Origin of the sequence: Paenibacillus sp. FSL K6-4396, from assembly GCF_038002525.1 — a bacterium.
In the GTDB taxonomy this organism is placed as follows: domain Bacteria; phylum Bacillota; class Bacilli; order Paenibacillales; family Paenibacillaceae; genus Paenibacillus; species Paenibacillus amylolyticus_B.
In genome coordinates this window covers 2,069,937-2,089,727 of sequence record NZ_JBBOCR010000001.1, presented here as the reverse complement: position 1 = coordinate 2,089,727, position 19,791 = coordinate 2,069,937, and the positions used below count along the sequence as shown (strand labels likewise).

The following is a 19,791-nucleotide window of genomic DNA, read 5'->3' as shown; positions in this document are numbered from 1 at the left end:
GAAGGTGATTGTTTGTGTCCTCACCTGTTCTGGGCATTATGACGTTGTACTTAAATGAACATCGCGCTCTTGAAGAACGAAGCGTTTATCGCAGAATGATTCTTGAAGGGCGCAAGCGGGGACTCGATATCTATGTATTCACACCAGCCGACGTACACCCCGGCGGCAAACAAATTGAAGCCATGGTTTTTCATGAAGGAAAAGGCTGGTCCAGGGAGTGGCGATCATTCCCGGACCTGATCTTTGATCGCTGCCGAATTCAGCGTAACCGAAGGTTCCAGCAATTGCTTGCTTTTCGCGAGAAATATGGGCATCTGCTCTTTCTGAACAGGCCACTGCGCAATAAATGGACCATCCACCAGACCCTTTTACAAAAAGCTAACTTTCGTGAACACCTGCCGGAAACCGCTCTATTTCAGGATATGTCCGATGTAAACCGGATGCTCAAAGTTTCTTCTCTGGTTTATCTCAAACCCATTAATGGAACAGGTGGACGTGGTATTCTGCGCATTGAACGCAGCAGTAGCGAGGCTAATACGGTGCTTGTTCAGGGGCGGGATCAGAAGCGTCGTATCATCACTCCACGTAAAGTTCATTTATCACGACTTGGCGCGTTGCTCCAGCACTGGAACATGAAAGACAAGTATCTTGTACAAAAGGGCATTCAACTTCAGCTTCCGAATGGACGTGTGCATGATTATCGCATGCTCGTTCAGAAGAACGGTGAAGGACAATGGAAGCTTACTGGATGTGCTGGACGCATGGGTGCAGAAAAAAGCGTGACCTCCAATCTGCATGGCGGCGGTCAGGCAATAGCGATGGACCGACTCATGAAGCAATGGATCGAAGATGACGACCTCCGAGCAGAAATTAACACAACTGCAGAGAAATTCGGCATTGATGTTGCTTCGTTTCTGGAAGATACGTATGGGGACCTATGTGAGTTGGCACTGGATTTGGCGATTGATAGAAGCGGGCGTATCTACCTGCTTGAAGTTAACCCCAAACCTGCACGTGAAGTATTCGCTCGCATCGGGGAGCGGGATATCTATTATAAAGCCATCACTCAGCCGCTGGAGTATGCCTTATGGGTATATCGCAACAGACCTCCCGGAACGGCCAGAAAGCCAGCCATCCCCAGGCCCATTACGCAAAAATCACCCAGAGTAAAAAGAAAAAGGAAAGCCAAGTGAGTGAAGAAAAAGCAGGAGTCTATGTTCGCCAAGTGCGAGCATTTGCTCCTGCTTTACTGTTTTTTATTTCTGTTCTTTCGTCCATTGCAGCGTGTCGTTGTCAATCACAATATACCCTTTTTCCTCACCTTGCACATAAGATAATGACAATCTCATCAGGTCAGGTTCCAGTTGGCATGTGGTAACACGTGTAACCTGGTCTGTATGATCCGCGGGCAGGCACAACGTCAGAATACCCACTTTACCCGAGAAATCAGCCTTGCCCTGGATGACCGATGTTTCCGACTTGGAGCCATACACCTCAGATACCCAGCCGGGCTGCTCCGTCAACGCGAAGGCTCCCTTTCCCATGCCTGCCGTAACCCATTGCATCGTCAGCGTTATAGAGGATGCCTCATAGCTCATATCCGCCGTCATTTCTCCAGCTTCATTGATCCTCAACGCAATATCCGTTTGCGGATGCAGGTGAAAACGTTGCTCCAAAGTATGCTCTGCTTCAGCCTCCAGCCAATCCACAATGAGTAGTATAGGGGTTTCCACCCCTGCCAGCATCCACCGACGATGTGTAACTGGATCTGACAAATGCGTATATCCATCCTGCGAAGCATCAATGAAGTGATAGCTGTCATTGCTCTCCCAACGTAACGTTGTGGCCTGAGCCTCCGGTTCACCCCATTGCTGTGTGGAGAGATAGGGTGTCTGATCCAGACCATCCACCGTGACGGTATTGTGCGCCCGCGTACTTTTGAAGTACCGACGCCATTTCCCTTCTTCATACGTATAACGTCCGGTGTCCGTGAAGAAAAGCTGGTTCTTCCACATCCACTCCACATTCAGCGCATCGGCATGTCCGTGTGCTCCGCCCATGGCAGCCGCATCAAAAAAAAGATATTGATACTTGTCCCTCATGACATAATATCCTGTCTGCGGGAAAGCTCGGGTCGACAACGCCGGAGAAGAAGAAGCCTGTAGTCGGAGGCATCGCTCATATTTCTCCACACCCAGCAACCAGAGACACTCCGAGCTATCCGTTCCGCGAGCCATCAAATCATCATCGTCCAGGATCGCGCCAAGCAAGGTCAGTCGTTGTCGTCCATCGCCAACCCAATCCGAATCACCAATACCGGTAGACTGATGATCTGGTCGGATCAGCGCCTCGGTGAATGCAGTCATTTGGCGCAGACAGCGGGCATACCATGCCGAGAAAGGATGCCCTGAAATCTCGCCCAACCGATAAGGCGTGCCAAACATCTCGATGCTGGCATTGTGGTAATGTGTTGTCAGTTCAACCTGTATTCCTTCTTCACCCAACTGATGCAGCAAACACAGCTCAAGACGTTCCATCGCCACTTGACGCCAGTATGGACTTCGCGGGTGCTGGTGGTAGAACGTAGCAATCATGAATAACCCTTGCATATGCATAATGGCATGATTGATTTCCGTGCTGCCGAGGTAACGGGTCAAAAACTCGGCGTGCTCGTCCAGACCTTGTCGAAACTCCGCCTGAAATCCTTCGTCTATCAGTGAACTCGCTTCCATATATTTATATGCCGATATCCAGGACTGTACACGTAGTCCCGTCTCCAGCAGGCGCCACGGACCGGGTTTTTGAAAGAACACAGCCTCGTCGTAAACCAGATTTACAGGTACCGGGTTTTGCTGTCTCCAGCTACGGAAGTGGTCAATAAATGCTGTTACATATAGCGGATTGCCCTTCATCAGATACGCCTTGCCCAGATCGAGCATATGCCAGTGTCGATTGATGCCCCATGTGAACTCCAGATCATTGGTCGGGTTGTGAAGCCAGTCCACAGGTGTCCCCATCGGAATCCAGCGATTCAGATCGTTGGTATAAGGAACGATAAATTCATTCAGAATGGCACGATTGGCAATCGTGAGCGAATTTCGGGCTTCTTCCGGAAAATGTTTTTCATAATATTGGGCAACCCGTTGCAGATCCGTTGCCGAAAGGTAAAAATCGCTCATTGGGATGCCTCAAGGAAATCCTGACGGAACGGGGTAAATACATCCAGAATGACGGAGTCCTCCAGTGCCTTGACCCCATGCGGGACGTTAAAGCCGGCATAAAAGCTGTCTCCTGCTTTTAAGATGCGAGTTTCTTCACCGACCTGAACCTCAAAGCTGCCTTTGACGATATAACTGACCTGCTCGTGCGCATCATGGGAGTGAACTTCTCCAATACCACCTTTAGCAAAGGTAACCTCCACCATCATTAAGGTACCGCCCATACCCAAGATCTTGCGGGAACTCGTTTCGTTCACGATATGTGCATCGATAGACGCATGATTAATAATCATTTTGCTTTCCCCTTTCCTTGTGAATAAGCGACCGAAGTAGTTAAACCACGGCCGCTATGAACGTTTATTAGTCTTCTGTGGACAATTTACCCTGAAGTTTGGAAGAATCAAACGAAGGATCAGCAGTTATGTTGGTCAACCCTGCCGCTTTGGTTTTCTCCAGAGCCGCATTGTACCTTGTATCCAGATCTTTGATCACAGCATCGAGATCGCCACCCGTGAATACAAAGATTGAGAAAGCCTCACCCCATTTGGTGCCTTCCAGTGAACTCTCGGTCACCACACTTGGATTTGCCGGGAAAATGGCATCATAACGTTTGGGCAGGAAACCTTCAATGCCCGGAATGCTTGGTTTTTTGTCAGAGCTTAATACAGCAGGAATCAGTGAGATTCCGTATCCTTTTTCGTAGTATTCACTCTGAAGATCTGTGCTGTACACATACGCCATAAACTTCCATGCCGCTTCCTTGTTGGCAGAATCTGCATTGATGCCGATGTAGGAGCCCCCGATGACTTGTGAAGCGCCCTTGATTGTTCCATCATTTGTTGGCACAGGAGCGGCTGCCCAATTTTCTTTTGTAGGAAACTGATCTTTATATACCCCTGGTTCACCGGAGTGGTTAATGTACATTCCGATTTTGCCTTGAGCAAACTGGGCTCTGAGCGGATCGATGTCCAGACTTTCAACCCCTGGCAGCATGCTGCCATCCTGATTCATCTGGCGAAGTGCCATTGCAATATCCTTGTACATCCCAAAATCAAATTGGCCAGTCTTGTAGTTGTAACCATCGATACCAACATTATTGCTTGCACCTGCAATCGTATTGGCTGCTCTCCAGAAGCCGCTGCTGCTCTTGAACGGGCTGGCAAAGCCATAGATGCCTTCACTTTTACCAGCTTCGGTAATTTTTTTGGCATCTGCAACCAACTCAGCCAACGTTTTTGGCGGGCTCTCGATCCCTGCCATTTTGAAAATATCCTTGTTATACACAAGTCGCCAGACCTGCCCTGTATTGGGGAGGGAATATATTTTTCCATCAATCGTGTTTTTATTTTCAATCAAGCTGTCTTTAAATACGGCTTTCATCTCATCACTCATATATCCATCGATCGGGGCGAGATACCCCTTCTGATAATACGTCTGAAAATCATTAACTTGCAGCACATCGGGTGCCTGCTTGCTGGCAAAAGCAATATCGACCGCTTGTGGATAGTTGTCCCCCATCACGGTCATCTCCACTTCAATGTTGTCCTTGTTCGTCTGGTTGAACTCATCGATCTTGGATTTCATAAAATCAGCATCATGGCGGTCCGGTGTCCAATATATGATTTTGGTTTTCCCTCCGGCATTTTCCCCGCTCGTCCCCGATTCGCTATTTGCCGAAGTACCACTGTCAGCAGAACAACCTGCCAAACTTAGCGCCAGTAATGCACTTAGCGTAGTCACCATCCACTTTTTAACCATTGATATGCCCCCTTATGCTTGTCTGGACAACCCGTTTGGTTATCCGTTAACGTAATGATAATCGCTACGCTTTCATGGAGGTGAGGGACATTCTGACTTTGCATGGTGGGAAAAATGACGATCCGTATCTGTTTTCAGTTCTCATACATTTGCCGGAAGCAGGTTGGCGTCATGCCGCAATATTTCTTGAACAAACCGCTGAAATAAGGCCTGTCCTCATAACCCAGCCTCTGGCAGATCTCTTGCACCTGTACACCTGCAACCAGCAACTCTTTTGCTTTTTCCATCCTCATCTTGGTAATATATTGAATCGGCGTTATGCCGGTTTCCTTTTTGAAGGCATTGGCAAAGTAACTTGGACTTAAATGCACGGATTGGGCACAGGCATGCAGCGTCAGATTTTCTGCAAGATTCAGACTGATATATTCCTGCGCTTTGCTAATCGCCTGTTTGACATCGGTGAGTCGTTTTTTGTCCATAATCTCACAACCCATACTGCTAAAATGCTTGATATATCCCCTCCAGCCCTCAAACGTCAAGGAACGCATCGCCTCAAGCACTGTCAGGTCGGCCTCCAGACGCAAGCGTTCCTCTGCTGTAATCTCATCACAAAAGGCACGATAGATGGCAAAAGCCAATCCAGACAGCAAACGAATCATCGTGAGCGGCTCGGGAAAACCTTCGGAGACCTGCCATTCTTCGAGAATTTCATCAATGATGCGGTGACAGGTACTCTCATTACCACATTTGAGTGCGTAAAAAAGCTCTTTCTCCTTCTCCAAAGGATACACCGGAGCCACACAGGCCTGATTCTCCAGTTCAGCGAACTTGAGGATGCAATTTCCTTCACTGTAAAAACGATAGGATATCGCCTGATCTGCATGTGCGTAGGACGTCCAGACTTCCTGTGGTCTGCGGGCAATTGTACCAACACCAATCGAGACTGTTTTTTTGCTGAATCGCTCCACATTTTGGCGGCATTGCTCCAGTAGCTCGGAGACATCTATGTGGCTTGGTGTGTTAAATATGGCTGCGAGCCGGTATCGGTTTTCCCGTAAAACAACGCCCTTGGTATAGCGGTTTATGGTTTCTCCCATAATATTTTGGACCGCAAAAGGAACGATTTCGGCATCCAGATGCATCGTGTAACCATATCGCGTATATCCATCCACCTCGATGACCATGACGAGAAGATTGGATGAATCGAGATCAATATGCAGCTCGTTCCAGCGACTTTCATTCAGGAATCCCCCGATTTCATGACGCAACAATCCCAGTAGATAGCTGTGACGCTCGTACTGGCTGCTGCTCTCCACCTTCTGCTCCAACTGTTCCAACTGTTTGCACTGTGCCAGTTCTTCCTTAATCACCTGTCTTACCTTCAACACCGCACCGAGTATTTCTTCAGGGGTAAACGGTTTGAGCAAATAATCGGATGCACCCAGCTTGATGGCCTCCTGTGCATATTGGAAATCCGAATAACCACTGATGAAAATAAATTTGGCTCGCAGTCCGGCATCCAATGCCCGCTTCATTAGCTCCAGCCCGCTCAACTTGGGCATCCGGATATCACTAATCACGATGTCGGGTTGCTGCTCCAGCAACAAGGACCAACCGCGCTCTCCATTATTCGCCGTGCCTACAATCCGAACCTGATGATCTTCCCACGGAATAGTTGAAGATATGCCCTTTACAACTGCCTGGATATCATCCATAACACACATCGTCAATTGGCCCATACTGCCCCTCCTCAGGTGATCGGAATCGTGATAACAACTGTTGTCCCTACATCTGTACTGCTATGAAATACAATCGAGGCCACATCCCCATAGTGCAGGCTTAATCTGCCATGGAGATTGGATAGGGCATAACCTTTGCGTCCCCCGTCACGAGCATCCTCAGCATAGATACTGGCTACATCCATACCACATCCATTGTCAGCCACCTCCAGCCGTAGTGTGTCACCCTGACGATCAATGCGGATCAGGATAACGCCCAAATCTTCTTTGTCATTGAATCCATGCAGGATGGAATTCTCGACCAAGGGCTGGAGCAATATTTTTAAAATATCGACAGCGTAACAAGACGGGTCCCCCACCTCAATCCGATAAATGAACAGATCCTCATAACATTTTTGCTGAAGCTGCATGTATTGTTCGACATGTTTGATCTCCTGCTCCACACTGGTGATGTCTTTGCCATCATTCAGACCTAGACGGAATAACAAGGATAAGGAAACGATCATCTCACTTACATCCTTCTTCTCTCCGCTCTCACTTTTCCAGAACATCGTATTAAGCGTATTGTAGAGGAAATGAGGATCAACCTGCGCCTGAAGCGCCTTGACTTCAAACCGCCGTTTGTCTTGCTCCGTTGTCCGTACTTCTTCAAACAGAATCTGAATCTGGTCCAACATCCGATTGAAACGATGCCCTACGGCGCTGACTTCATCGTCATACTTGCTGCGAAACCGTACATCCAGATCATTGGACTCCACCTCAACCATTAGGCGTCGCAATTTGTTCAGTGGCTTCAGCAGAGCGGAGGCCAGCAGCCTGGACAACCCGAGTGCGAGTAAAATGCAAAACAACATAATCAGGATGATCAGCCAGCGTATCTTTTGTAGGGGGGACAACAAGTCAGTCTTGGACTGTACACTTACCATGACCCAATCCTCGTTCATCGACAATGCCGAGTAGTTAACAAGCATGTCCTCCCCCTGATCGTTCCTGTAGATGAAATTCCCAGCATCGTCACGGCTAAACTGTTGGGTAAAGTCAGGCTCCATAATGAAATCGTAATTTCGGGACCTGGGCCGAATGACTTCATTTCCGTTTTTGTGCAGCAAAAACAGTTGAATCTGGTTATTCATGAGATCCTGCGTCAGAATGTCTCGCATCGCCTCTTCCTTCATATTGACGACCATATATACATTCGAATAGGTATGATTATCGATCACAATGGGTTTGAGCAACAGAGATAACACATTTCCTTGGGATTGGAATAACTGACTCTGATGTGAACCAAACCACATCGTATTCCAGCCTTGCAGCTTCACGTAGCGTCCGTATTCCCTGTCGAACGAGTTATTACGATTCGGAAAATCTTTGGTCGAGAAAAAATCACCGATGGGTGTTGTCAGATAAGCGGTATCAATCAGTGGCTCTACGAGCTTCAATTGCGCAAACGACGTTTGCAGCAGCGAGAGATTCTGATAATAATGAGATGTGTTATTTTTTCCCACGTCCTTCATGACCTGGGTGAACGTTTCATTAAGCATAAAAGAAAAAGAGGATACAACAATGTGCCTTAGATGTTCATCCATAACCTGCACTGATTTGTTCAGAATGCTTTGTTTCAGTTCAAGTGCATTCTGCTCAATGCTTCGTGCAGCAAAGAGATAAGAGCATATCCCGGTCACACTGATGCACAAGACTACAAGAAAAATGTACAACAGCTGTATTCTTTTTTTCAGGGACATTTTATAAAAGTCGAATATCATCGGCGCTCGCTCCTTGAACACGGCTTGGCCCGTCCGCTGTGAATTAAAATGAGTATAGCACAGTGGAATTACCCGTAAAACCGTTTCCATGATTGTGCTCACGCCTATCCTTTCACAGCTCCCAAGGTCACCTGCATGAATGATTTGTTGGCAAAAATATAAACGATAAGCAGCGGCAAAATGGACAGACAGGCTCCGGCCATCATCAGTTGGACCTCAGCCGCAGCTCCGATGCCATATCGCAGATTAGCCAGCCCAACCGGCAAAGTCTGCAAGTCCGGATTGCTCATGGTGAACACAAATGGAAGAATATATTCATTCCAAGAACTCTGGAATACACCCAGACCTGCAACGGCGAGTCCGGGCCGCAGGAGCGGAAGAATAATTCGCCAGTATGTGGTGAAAAAATTACAGCCATCAATCATCGCCGCTTCATCCAGTTCGCGCGGGATGCTCTTGAAGAATCCAATCAGAATAAAGTATGTGGCAGCGTGTGCGCTGATCAGTATAATAATAACGCCCCACAACGTGGTATTCAGCCCCAGCTTGACCATGAGGTCAAATTGCGGACGCAGCACAACTGCGCCTATGGAAATAAACAGAGTGGATGCCATGAGCAGGGTGTACCCCTTTTTCCCTTTGAAATTCACTCGATCCACAGCGTAGGCTGACATCGAAGCTACCAGCAACGTACCAACTGTTGTACTTATGCTAACAAACACGCTGTTCATCGTAAAACCCGAAAAATTGGCGGTTTTCCAAGCCTGAGCATAGTTGGAGAACTGCCAAATCTTCGGCCAGATGGTGGCTCCTCCGGTCAATTCCTGGTTTGTTTTGAAGGAACCGAGCAATACAAGTATGATGGGGAACAGCGACAGCAGAGCGATTGCGATCAAAAACAGCCAAAGTACCGTTCGCTTGGTCCAGCGAATGAGTTGGGGAGACCCTGAGGGAGCAAGTACGTTTTGAGTCATCATCGTTTCCTCCTGAATGGGATTAATAGACATCATTGAGCTTTTTGGATATCCGGAAATAAATGAGCGTCACAGCCCCTACGATGAGAGCCGTTGTGAAACCGACTGCACTGCCATATCCGAGCTGCTGGAGTGATTGTGTGTCAGCCGACACGGGAAACAACAGTTTGAACAAATACAGATACATCACCTCTGTTTTGCCATACGGTCCCCCTTCCGTCAGCACCATAATACTCTCGTAACCTTTCAGCGCCGTGGTAATTGCCAGCATGATGATCATCTGCAAGACAGGACCCAGCAACGGAATCGTTACATTCCGCAGTTTCTGAAACTCACTCGCTCCATCCAGCGATGCCGCCTCATATAACTCTTCAGGAATGCTCTGAAGACCCGCAATGAACAACAACATATAGTTGCCCACAGCCCCCCAGATGGCGATGATGATGGTTGTTAACATGGCATGTTCAGCCCCCAGCCAGCTAATGGATTCGGAGATCACATGATACTTAAGCAGCAATTGGTTCAATATTCCGTTATAAGAGTTGAAAATAATAAAAAATACAATCGCCATGACCGAAGCGCTAAAAATAGTGGGAAGATAATAGATCGCCCTAAAGAGGGATCGCCCTCTCCATTTACGATTCAGAATAATCGCCAGAGTTAACGATAGTGGAATTGTAACGACGAGTTTGCCCAGGGCATACACACCCGTGTTGCCTACAGAATCCCAGAATTGGCCGTCACGCAAAATGCGTCCAAAATTATCAAGCCCGATGAAGACAGGTGTCCCGATGCCTTGATAATCATAGAACATGTAACGCAGCGCCCATAACAGCGGATAGATCCCGAATACAACAGTTAAAAAAAGACTTGGAAAGATGAACATATAGGCATGTATTTTGGATGGTTTCACCAGAATCGGACCCCCTATAGCTTTTGAATGAAGTATAGAGGGAATATGAAGGAAAGCGGGATAGGGAAATCAACTTTCTACAGGGGAGAATGTGACTGCATGATCATACAAAAAAACCTGTATTCAACGAATTTCCGTTGAGTCTACAGGTTTATATCATGTGGTTCGTAATCTTAAATCTCTCAGTATACTTATACAGCGTAGAGGCTACTCTGCTTCATCATACAGACGCAGCAGTTCTGTAAAATCAGAGATGAGCACATCTGAGCCTGCAAGCTCCTCATCACGTCCGAACCCGGCATAGGCACAGCCGATGACCGCCTGACCGTTCATTTTACCCGCTTCCACATCAGAAGAGCGATCCCCTACCATCCATGCGTCCTGAATACGATGTTTCTCAAGCAGGATCTGCACCAGATTAATCTTGGAGGGAGTCTTGTATTGGCCTGCACTGTATACCCCTTCAAAGAAAGGCATAATCTCGTGTGCAAATGCCACACCCTTCACATAGTCCTCCAGCCCATTACTTGCGACAAAAAGACGCACTCCTTGTTGTTTTAGTGCTTGCAGCGTTTCTTTCACACCCGGATACAATTGGGAACTTCCTTGATCAAGCCCCTCAATCTCCAGTTGGAGCAGCAGTTCGTCTGCACGACGATGCGCCGCTTCCGATGCCTCAGGCATAACCACTTTCCATATATCTTCGAGCAACATGCCCAAACTTCCCAGCATGCGTTCCTCGGGTGGAGTTTCTCCTTCAAAATGCCCTTCGGCACGCAATGTATCAAATAGTTGCTGGTAAGCTGGCAACAACAGGGTCTCTGTCTGGAATAGCGTACCATCCATGTCAAAAATCATCGCTTCCGGTTTGAGCAATATCTTCTCTTTAGTCATGTCCAATGTTCCTTTCGGATTGGGATATGTATGTGTAATTGGAATCGTTCCCTTCCCATGATAAACATAACGTTTGAACGTGTAAACCAACGATTGTAAACATCATTAACTCTAACCTTATACACAGTAGGCCAAACGTTATATAATAGTTAAACAAACTATATACAAAAGAACATTCTTTACGTATAATACTAAAAAATAGTGCTTTAGACACCTAATCTAAAGACCTACCATTATGACATTTCCGCTTTTTTCGACAACTACATATACCCCATAGAGAGGAATAACAAACATGAAAAAGCGTAAGACCTTTAAGATTTTTTATAAGATCGGATTAGGATATTTACTCGTACTGGCTGTACTGGCTGGTTGCATCCTGCTGATTCAGAACAGCACAAGTCAGCTCCAACGGGAACTGGATTTTCTGGTCGATCACGATATGAGGGTACATGCCCTCACCTATGAACTCGAAAGAAACATGGTAGATATGGAAACAGGTCAACGCGGTTACATCATCACGGGTCAGGACAATTATCTCGATCCCTACACCCAAGGAAAAGCGCAACTTATTACACTCAGAGATGAACTTGCTGCTTTAATTTCGGATAATCCGGCTCAACTTGCACTTTTGGAAGACATACATACTAATATGGAGAACTGGGTCCAGGTCGCTGGTGAACCTATGGTCGCCCTTCGCCAAGCCAATAATACACAGGCCATTCGAGATTTTTTCGCAGATGATCCAGGTAAAAGAGACATGGACCAGATTCGGACTGCTCTCGATACGTTTCGAACCAACGAGCATACGTTAACCTATAACCGTACAGAAGCACTGAAGCAAAAAAACACACTACTGAACTTGGAACTGTATGGGGCACTTATCGTTGTGGCCATTATCTCGTTCATTACTGCTTTGGTCCTGTCACGTGCCATTGTTAGAAACATTCGTACCGTAAAGCAGGCATTGAATGACATCGGTTCTTCCAATGGTGACCTGACACTGAGAATCGCTACGCCAATGAAAGACGAAACTCGTGAACTCGCGGAGGCAGCCAATACAATGCTCACTGGTTTGCAGCAAATGATGCTGGACGTTCAAAGCAATGCCATGATTCTGAGCACAGCTTCGGATCGATTGGATAAAGGGGTTGCCGATAGCCATCTTGCAGGAAAAGAAGTTGCCACTGCCATGGAACGCGTGGCTGAAGGCGCTGATGAACAGGTTGCTCTTACGCAAACCATGGTAGCTGCGATGCAGCAATCCCTCAACGGGCTTAATCGTGTCGCCTCCTCGGCAAGTGACGTGGCAGGCCGTGCGGTTCGTACCGAATCCATTGCTGTGGATGGGCAACAGCGCATTGATAATGCTGTAGGTAAAATGAGTTCCATTGAGCAATCCTTCCTCTCTGTACAGGAAGCCATTAATGAAATTTCGAAGATGTCTGATCAAGTGATCAACATTGCAGATTCAATGTCGGGTATTGCGAGACAAACCAATCTGCTTGCACTTAACGCTGGAATCGAAGCTGCCCGCGCTGGCGAAAATGGACGCGGCTTCGCTGTCGTTGCTGCGGAAATTCGTAATCTTGCAGACCAAAGTGCAACATCAGCCAAAGAGATTACAAGTATATTGGAAACCGTGGTAGCAGGTGTTCAAAGTACGGTGCAGGTGGTTGATGAGAGCACTCTACATGTGAATGAAGGGTTGCGGACCATTGAGGATGCAGGTAATGCTTTTTCAACTATTACTCAGCATATTCATAATCTCAGTGGTGAAGTTCTGGAGGTATCTACTGTTGTCGAGGAGTTAACTTCCGGTAGTGAGGCTGTGATGAGGTCCATCAATGAAGTATCGGCTGTTGTGGAAGATACTGCATCAGCTACAGAAGAAGTATCTGCGATGACGGAGGAACAACTTGCTTCTCTGCAGGAAATGTCTGACACGTCCAAGCAGTTGAATGAAATGTCCGATGCACTTGATCAGCTGGTTAAGCGATTCAAGCTTGCATAATCCGACTCAACCTAGTAATCGAGTATCTAAATAGCTGTATCATGAGCATATATCAAAGGAAAGAAGCATCGCAGACAGACTCACCCGAGCCTCTGCAATGCTTCTTTGTGTTAAGGAGAGCTGAATCAGGAAAAGGTGCACCGGGCACCTCATATGAAAAAACCTAAACACTCCTTTTCTTATCTCGATTGTTCCGTGTTCCGTAGCGCTTCCAGTATCAATTGTGCCTGATACCCATCGTTAAAATCATATATCTTAGCTGGTTTGCCCTGTATACGGGCAATAACATGTTTAAGAACCGGCAATTCACTGGCGGATTCAAGCACTTCTATTGGAGACAGTGGTTCCCCCACCAGACCCGTCTTCAAATCTTCCCAATTTTCCAGGGCAATCGTGCCTTCTGTGCCGTACACCACCATGGATACACGTTCTTCCCCCGCAAATTGAGAGATGCCATTTAACTGAATTCGAGTCCCGTCTTCCAGTTCCATTGCAGCCTGTACTTCTAGTTCACAGTCTCCATTCTCAGGATATTGAACCTGAGTGCTCACTACCCGGATGGCTCCAAACACCTTTTGAATCATATGAATCCAGTGAATCCCCACTTCAAGAATAAATCCACCCTGTTCCCGGCTCGTAATCCATGCATTCTGTTGCCATGATCGTGGCCACTGCGGGAATTGCAAAATGAGATCTATTTTGCGAATGGCCCCCACTGTACACTGCTCAATCATCTCTTGCAACTTCAGCACGGAAGGTTCATGCGGCATAGAGAAGTGGATGGCATGAACTACGCCAGCCTGCTCTGCTGCATCCAGCATCTTTTTGGCTTCTTCTACACTATTGGCAAGTGGTTTCTCGCAGAATACATGAATTTTGCGTTCCAGTGCTTCCATGACAACAGGGTAATGAAATTTAGGCGGAACTGCAATATACAGCAGATCAATCTGATGTTCATTCATCAATTGCTTGTAATCCGTATACGTCCTAACTCCCCGATGAGAAGCTGCAAAAGACGCCAAACCGTCCTCATTCGCATCACACACCGCTACAATCTCAATCTTTGTATCCATCTTTGTATTCTCGATTAGATGAACCATATGTAATCCCATTTTACCCAGCCCAATCAGAGCCATCTTGATGACTGTCATCCCATCCCCTCCCAATTCCTTTCCAGTATAGCAGAAAGCAAAGAATTGCGAATGCGATGCGTTGTTACGAAAAAAAATAAACCTCTAGCTTTCAAGTTGCTATTAGAGGCTGAAATTCTTCATTTACAGTCATCATTTTACATTATTTGTAATTCCGTTGCGATTGGGTAATTCGTTGCAGGGATATATAACCAATTATTTTCACTTTATCCAGCAACACTTAAAGCGTTACCAACTTAAGAATCAGGAATTCAGACTCATAAAAACAGGTTGACAAAAAACCACAAAAAAAGATACTCTTCCTAATAACAATGAATATTTCCTCTTACAACCTTAGACTGTAACTTGCATTCAATAAATGGAATATGCGTATGGTTCTAATAACCTATTTCATGAAGCGAGGTGTCCCGCATGAGAACAGTTGCGGACTATTTGGCAGAAACTCTGCGTAATCTAGGCGTTACTCATGTCTTTGGTATTATTGGTAAATCCATCTGTCCTGCTGTACTGAAAATGGTGGATTACGGATTAGAGTTCATTCCAGGCCGTCATGAATCCAGCTCAGGTTTTGCCGCATCCGGTTATGCATTACAGACAGGTAAACTCGGCGTTGCCTTTGCCACATCCGGTCCAGGCGGAACCAATCTGCTTACTGCAGCAGCCCATGCAAAGGCCAACAATCTGCCTGTACTGTTTATTACGGGTCATCAATCCATTCAGGAACTGGGGCTCCCCCAGTGTCAGGATTCTTCTTCCTATCTGGCTGATCTGGCCGAAATGTTCAGACCTGCTACGCTATTCAGCAAACTGGTTGAGCGTGGAGATCACTTCGGCACACTGCTGAATCATGCCCTTTCCATTGCACTCGGCCCTAATAAAGGCCCTGTTCACCTCTGTATTCCTTTTGACGTACAGACGGAATTGTTATTCCAATGCCGGATTGTTATTCCCGAACCGGAACCTCTGTTTAGCGTAACTAATCTGAATCGCATTTTTCCTCTCATTCAACAATCCAACCGCCCTTTAATTATTGCTGGTAAAGGTGTAAGTCGCGCCAGAGCCCATGATGAATTGCTTCAATTGGCCGAATCGTTCAACATTCCCGTCATTACTACTCCTGGTGGAAAAGGAGCGATTGCGTGGGACCATCCCCTGTACCATGGACCTTGTGGTGTTGGAGGTTTCCCGCATGCAGACGACATGTTGAACCAAAGTGACCTTTATATCGTACTCGGTTCACGTCTAAGTGACATGACCCTCTGCAATCTGAAGCCTGAACATCATCCGGTACACCTCATTCAATTTGACGCTGATCCTACATTTGTAGGCAAGATTCTGAGCGCTCAAACCTTACATATCACCGGTGATTTGAAGGACAACCTGCAATATTTGCTGGGCACATTAGAAGACCTCCCTACTCCTGTGAGAACCACTGCACCCATGGATTACACGGTCCCTTTACCAGATCTCCCCCAACTGTCTCTGGCTTCTGTGCTAGACGGAATGAGTGATCTGCTTCCGTACGATCATAAGCTGTTTGTTGATGATGGCAGCCATGGATTTCATGCGGTCCAGCGCTATAAAGTCAAGAAACCAGGCAGCTTTGTGTTTGACGCTTACTTTGCCTGCATGGGGAACGCCATTGGTATGGCGATAGGTGCAAAGGCCGCTTCACCTGAAGAGACCGTTGTATGTATCACCGGGGATGGATGTTTCATGATGCTTGGGACGGAGATCCATACCGCGGTATGCAACAATCTGAACGTCATCTTCATTGTTGTTAACAACAAACAACTGGACATGGCACTCAAAGGAATGGAAAAAACAACGGGCAGAATCGATGGTACTTTATACGAAGTTCCTATGGATGCAGCCAAATTCGCCGAATCTCTCGGTGCAGTTGCGTTTCGAGCAGAAACTCTTGCTGAGTTCTCATCTGCGCTGAACACAGCCCAGACGTTGAATCAGGTAACTGTTATTGAGCTTCTGACCGATCGAGATGAAATTCCACCCACGGCTCACCGCACCGTAACTTTGAATTAGGAGGAGCAGATCATGAGTGAACATGTAACTCAGGGACTAGACCGTTTCGCGAAGCTTTCTGGGGAGTACGGTGCAAGAGCCCTCGCCCCCATCAAAGAACATTTTCCCGAATTGTCGGAATTTATTATGGGGACGGCATACGGGGATATTTTTCAGCGCACCACGATTTCGGATCAATGGAAGGAAGTTGCTATCATCTCTTCGTTGATCACCCAAGGCCAGTATGAACAATTAGGGGTGCATTACACCATGGCTCTGAGCGTGGGAGTGACGGTGGATCAGCTCAAGGGAATATTGCTACATCTGGCACCATGTGTGGGTGCTCCACGCATTATAAGTGCATTTAATATTTTGCTTGTCACCTTGGACGAAATACAGTAATTCACTTTTCTACATTTTTATACATGATTCGACTTTTTTATTGATCTTTTTACATTCCTACCTTTATAATATGGTTAAATTATCCTTCGAACCAGCTCTCATCTTAGAAGCTTTCAGCAGAGGCCCTATGGGGCTGTGTATCCATTAGCAGGATAGCCTTAACTCATTTAAAGGAGAGAGATCAAACATGGGAAATTTCATTCTGAAGACTGACGTTCCAAACAAGGTGTTAAACATTGAACTGGAGGGTTCTTTCTCTCAAGAAGACGGTTTGCGTTCCATCTCGGCCTATCAGGATACGATCGCTTCTATTAACACCAAGGAGTATGACCTGAACATCGATTGCAAAAAGTTGAATGTTACTGCTCCGGAGATTGTTCCTCTTCTGGAAGGCTGCCTTCAATTGTTCAAAAAAGATGAATATAAAAAAGTCGTGTTGACCCTCGAGAACAACGCGATTCTAAAAATGCAATTGTCCCGGCTCGGCCGGTCAGTCGGTCTGGACAATCTCGAAATCATATCTACCGTTACCACTTAATAAACCAGGCGGACAAGCTGTGTATTCACCCTTCCGCTCAAGAGGAGAATGAAGATGGCCGGAATTCGTATTGTAGATATCGATATCTATCATCCAGCAACCAAGGTGCACAATGATTTTTATATTGAACATTTTGATGCAAGAGGTGTAGATATTCGTGGATTGTTACAGGCACTTGGTCGTGATACACGTTATAAAATTGACAACGATGACGAAAATTCACTAAGCATGGCCTATGAGGCAACCAGTAATCTACTGGAGAAAACCGGACTCACCGGTGCAGATATTGATCTGATTGCTTATGCAAGCCAAACGCCAGAATACATCTTTCCTACGAATTCCCTGATGATCCATCGCCTGATTAACGGAGCTTCTCACACGATCTGTATTGACAGTAACGCGAACTGTGCAGGCATGACCGCTGCTTTCGAACAGGTTAGCCGGCAGATGCTGGGCAATCCTCGAATTCGCCGGGCATTAATCATCGGCTCCGATTACGTGGCTCCTCATGCCAGTCCAGATGATCCCGTATACTTTGCCAATTTCGGTGATGCAGCAGCGGCGGTTATTGTAGAGCGGGATGAACATGCTGTCGGTTTCATTGATTCCATCTATCAGACGGATACCTGTGTGTATGGTAATTCTCTTTTTCCTGCAGAAGGCTTGGCGAAATTGGGCAAAACAGGTGTAGATGCGGGTGCCTTTCATGTGAAATTCATCCCATTTGATGATTCCATCTGTGTGGATGCCGCTTCCGAGTCCATTCGTACTTTGCTGACACGTAACGAGATTGGACCAGACGAGATCAAAGCCGCCTGCTTCTCCCAGCTATCTATTAGTAACATTCGCGCAGTATCCGAGAACGTCGGCATCGGTGATGACATTGCTGTCTATATCGGAGATGAGTTCGGATATACCTCAACCAGCAGTCCGTTCATTGCCTTGCATCGAGCGGTTACAAACGGGCAGATTCAGCGTGGTGACAAAGTGTTATTCTGGACCGTCGGAGCCGGATGGCAAAATGTTGCCATGGTGGTTGAATACTAGTTATACACTTCAAAATCCAATAAAACCATCTCTGGTACCACTACTGGGGATGGTTTTTTGTCTCTCCATTTTCCACCTATTACGTTCATTTAAGATTTATTACCTTTTATTGTGAAAATAGTCACTTACATATTATTACACAAAAGATATTATTTAGTAGTAATTAACATCCATAAAAGGAGATGTTTATGTTCAAGTACGATCTACCATTATCCTGAGTTGCTGCATTCGACGTAGTTAAAAATTCATTGCTAGTTATTCAACACACATTCCATTTGAGAGAGGAGTTTTTAGATTGAAGATAAGAAAATCGCTAACTTCATTATTATCCTTAGCTTTGTTATTAACTCCATTCAATCTTGTATTCGCAGATGGTAATATGGACACGATCACCATGAACAACGAACTAAAAAAAAGTATCGAAGTCAATATCGATTCATCAATCACAGGAAATGAGCGAGAAGTCATTGCTGACGTGATGGCCCGGCTCGACGAAGAAGATCGAGAAAATGTCATCTATGTCGCAGAAGACGGTGTCATTTACTCTAACAAGTCGGAACTTAAAGAGACGACAGAAGTATATGATCTGGTTGAGAACAATATCTATGAAAGTGCATCCGGAAAAGAACTTGTCGGTCCTGGAGTACCCACGAATGATTTTTCAGCATCTGCCGTTAAAGATGACACACAAATTTCGCCCGCTGCCGAAGTACCTAATCCAAGCGGAGGTTCCGGTCCTTATCGAAGAGTTTTCTCAAATAATGGATACAACTGGTTAAGTACGTATGTAACCATCCCAGGTGCCCCTTACGTAAAAGGTAATGTTTCGACAGATGTTCCTTATGTATACTTGGGAGGTTGGGGATCTAACGGAAATGGGATAGATGCAGGTTTACAATACAGCACAGCCTTTGATAATTGGTCCCCCACGACGCTAGCAAATGGATCGATGGTTCCGAGTAATACTCGCTATCGTTCAAATCAGGACATCTATATGAAATTTTATGTGACTAATCCCAATGAATGTACGTTGGCAGTATCAGGAATCACAACGACTGGCGAACAACTAACAACGACGATTGTAAGAAGCGGGGTAAGTGGCTGGGATAAAAGCGGTATAGGGATGAGAGTAAAACGAATGACCACCATTGGTCAAAAACCCGAGAATATGAACACAGGTTCAACCATTAAAAATGTGCGCTGGCACGATATCACTGTAGGCTACTATTCAGGAAGCAATCTGATATATAGCAGCTGGGGCAGTGGACAAACCGGAGGATATCACTCTGTGCCTTCCAATAAAGTAAGTGTTAATTATGTAAGCCCTGGTGAAGAAACCGTCAGCATACAACTGTAGTATC

16 protein-coding genes are annotated in these 19,791 nt (G+C 46.2%); 7 read left to right on the top strand and 9 right to left on the bottom strand.

Going from position 1 to position 19,791, the window contains the following annotated elements:
* Positions 1 to 14: 14 nt before the first annotated feature.
* Entirely contained in the window at positions 15 to 1,193 is a 1,179-nt protein-coding gene (locus MHB85_RS09530; RefSeq protein WP_341072827.1) for a YheC/YheD family endospore coat-associated protein, read from the top strand.
* A gap of 63 nt (positions 1,194 to 1,256) precedes the next feature.
* Here MHB85_RS09530 and MHB85_RS09525 read toward each other — a convergent pair whose 3' ends face one another.
* The 8 genes from MHB85_RS09525 to MHB85_RS09490 all read right to left on the bottom strand — a co-directional run bounded on the left by MHB85_RS09525 (position 1,257) and on the right by MHB85_RS09490 (position 11,259).
* Positions 1,257 to 3,179, bottom strand: a complete 1,923-nt coding sequence (locus tag MHB85_RS09525; protein ID WP_341072826.1) for an alginate lyase family protein — start codon at positions 3,177 to 3,179, stop codon at positions 1,257 to 1,259.
* Positions 3,176 to 3,511 (bottom strand): cupin domain-containing protein, encoded by a 336-nt coding sequence (locus tag MHB85_RS09520; RefSeq protein WP_036669940.1) that lies wholly within the window; start codon positions 3,509 to 3,511, stop codon positions 3,176 to 3,178. Before MHB85_RS09520 ends, MHB85_RS09525 begins: the two co-directional genes overlap by 4 nt.
* Positions 3,512 to 3,578: 67 nt before the next feature.
* A complete protein-coding gene (locus tag MHB85_RS09515; RefSeq protein ID WP_105598053.1) occupies positions 3,579 to 4,976 on the bottom strand; it encodes an ABC transporter substrate-binding protein in 1,398 nt (465 codons plus the stop codon).
* Positions 4,977 to 5,110: 134 nt separating this feature from the next.
* Positions 5,111 to 6,715: a helix-turn-helix domain-containing protein gene (locus MHB85_RS09510; protein ID WP_341072823.1), complete on the bottom strand. Its 1,605-nt coding sequence runs from the start codon at positions 6,713 to 6,715 to the stop codon at positions 5,111 to 5,113.
* Between the two features lie 11 nt (positions 6,716 to 6,726).
* A complete protein-coding gene (locus MHB85_RS09505; RefSeq protein ID WP_341072821.1) occupies positions 6,727 to 8,478 on the bottom strand; it encodes a sensor histidine kinase in 1,752 nt (583 codons plus the stop codon).
* Positions 8,479 to 8,582: 104 nt separating this feature from the next.
* A complete protein-coding gene (locus MHB85_RS09500; RefSeq protein WP_076327005.1) occupies positions 8,583 to 9,452 on the bottom strand; it encodes a carbohydrate ABC transporter permease in 870 nt (289 codons plus the stop codon).
* Between the two features lie 22 nt (positions 9,453 to 9,474).
* Positions 9,475 to 10,365: a carbohydrate ABC transporter permease gene (locus tag MHB85_RS09495; RefSeq protein WP_091014599.1), complete on the bottom strand. Its 891-nt coding sequence runs from the start codon at positions 10,363 to 10,365 to the stop codon at positions 9,475 to 9,477.
* A 207-nt stretch (positions 10,366 to 10,572) separates the two neighbouring features.
* Positions 10,573 to 11,259 carry an HAD family hydrolase gene (locus MHB85_RS09490; RefSeq protein WP_341072819.1) on the bottom strand — a complete coding sequence of 229 codons (687 nt, stop codon included), beginning with the start codon at positions 11,257 to 11,259 and terminating at the stop codon, positions 10,573 to 10,575.
* Positions 11,260 to 11,551: 292 nt separating this feature from the next.
* Between MHB85_RS09490 and MHB85_RS09485 the strand changes: the two genes are divergently transcribed.
* Entirely contained in the window at positions 11,552 to 13,270 is a 1,719-nt protein-coding gene (locus MHB85_RS09485) for a methyl-accepting chemotaxis protein (protein WP_341072817.1), read from the top strand.
* Between the two features lie 179 nt (positions 13,271 to 13,449).
* Here MHB85_RS09485 and MHB85_RS09480 read toward each other — a convergent pair whose 3' ends face one another.
* Positions 13,450 to 14,421, bottom strand: a complete 972-nt coding sequence (locus tag MHB85_RS09480; protein ID WP_341072814.1) for a Gfo/Idh/MocA family protein — start codon at positions 14,419 to 14,421, stop codon at positions 13,450 to 13,452.
* A gap of 411 nt (positions 14,422 to 14,832) precedes the next feature.
* Here MHB85_RS09480 and MHB85_RS09475 point away from each other — a divergent pair, with 411 nt between their 5' ends.
* The 5 genes from MHB85_RS09475 (at position 14,833) to MHB85_RS09455 (ending at position 19,787) form a co-directional block, all read left to right on the top strand.
* Positions 14,833 to 16,464, top strand: coding sequence for a thiamine pyrophosphate-binding protein (locus tag MHB85_RS09475; RefSeq protein ID WP_341072813.1), 1,632 nt, complete (start codon positions 14,833 to 14,835; stop codon positions 16,462 to 16,464).
* 12 nt (positions 16,465 to 16,476) lie between these two features.
* Positions 16,477 to 16,845, top strand: coding sequence for a carboxymuconolactone decarboxylase family protein (locus MHB85_RS09470; protein WP_192134759.1), 369 nt, complete (start codon positions 16,477 to 16,479; stop codon positions 16,843 to 16,845).
* A 187-nt stretch (positions 16,846 to 17,032) separates the two neighbouring features.
* Positions 17,033 to 17,383, top strand: a complete 351-nt coding sequence (locus MHB85_RS09465) for a hypothetical protein (protein WP_036609902.1) — start codon at positions 17,033 to 17,035, stop codon at positions 17,381 to 17,383.
* 54 nt (positions 17,384 to 17,437) lie between these two features.
* Positions 17,438 to 18,430, top strand: a complete 993-nt coding sequence (locus MHB85_RS09460) for a 3-oxoacyl-[acyl-carrier-protein] synthase III C-terminal domain-containing protein (RefSeq protein ID WP_192134756.1) — start codon at positions 17,438 to 17,440, stop codon at positions 18,428 to 18,430.
* A 295-nt stretch (positions 18,431 to 18,725) separates the two neighbouring features.
* Complete coding sequence (locus MHB85_RS09455) at positions 18,726 to 19,787, top strand: YrpD family protein (protein ID WP_192134754.1); 1,062 nt, start codon at positions 18,726 to 18,728, stop codon at positions 19,785 to 19,787.
* The last annotated feature ends 4 nt before the right edge of the window (positions 19,788 to 19,791 follow it).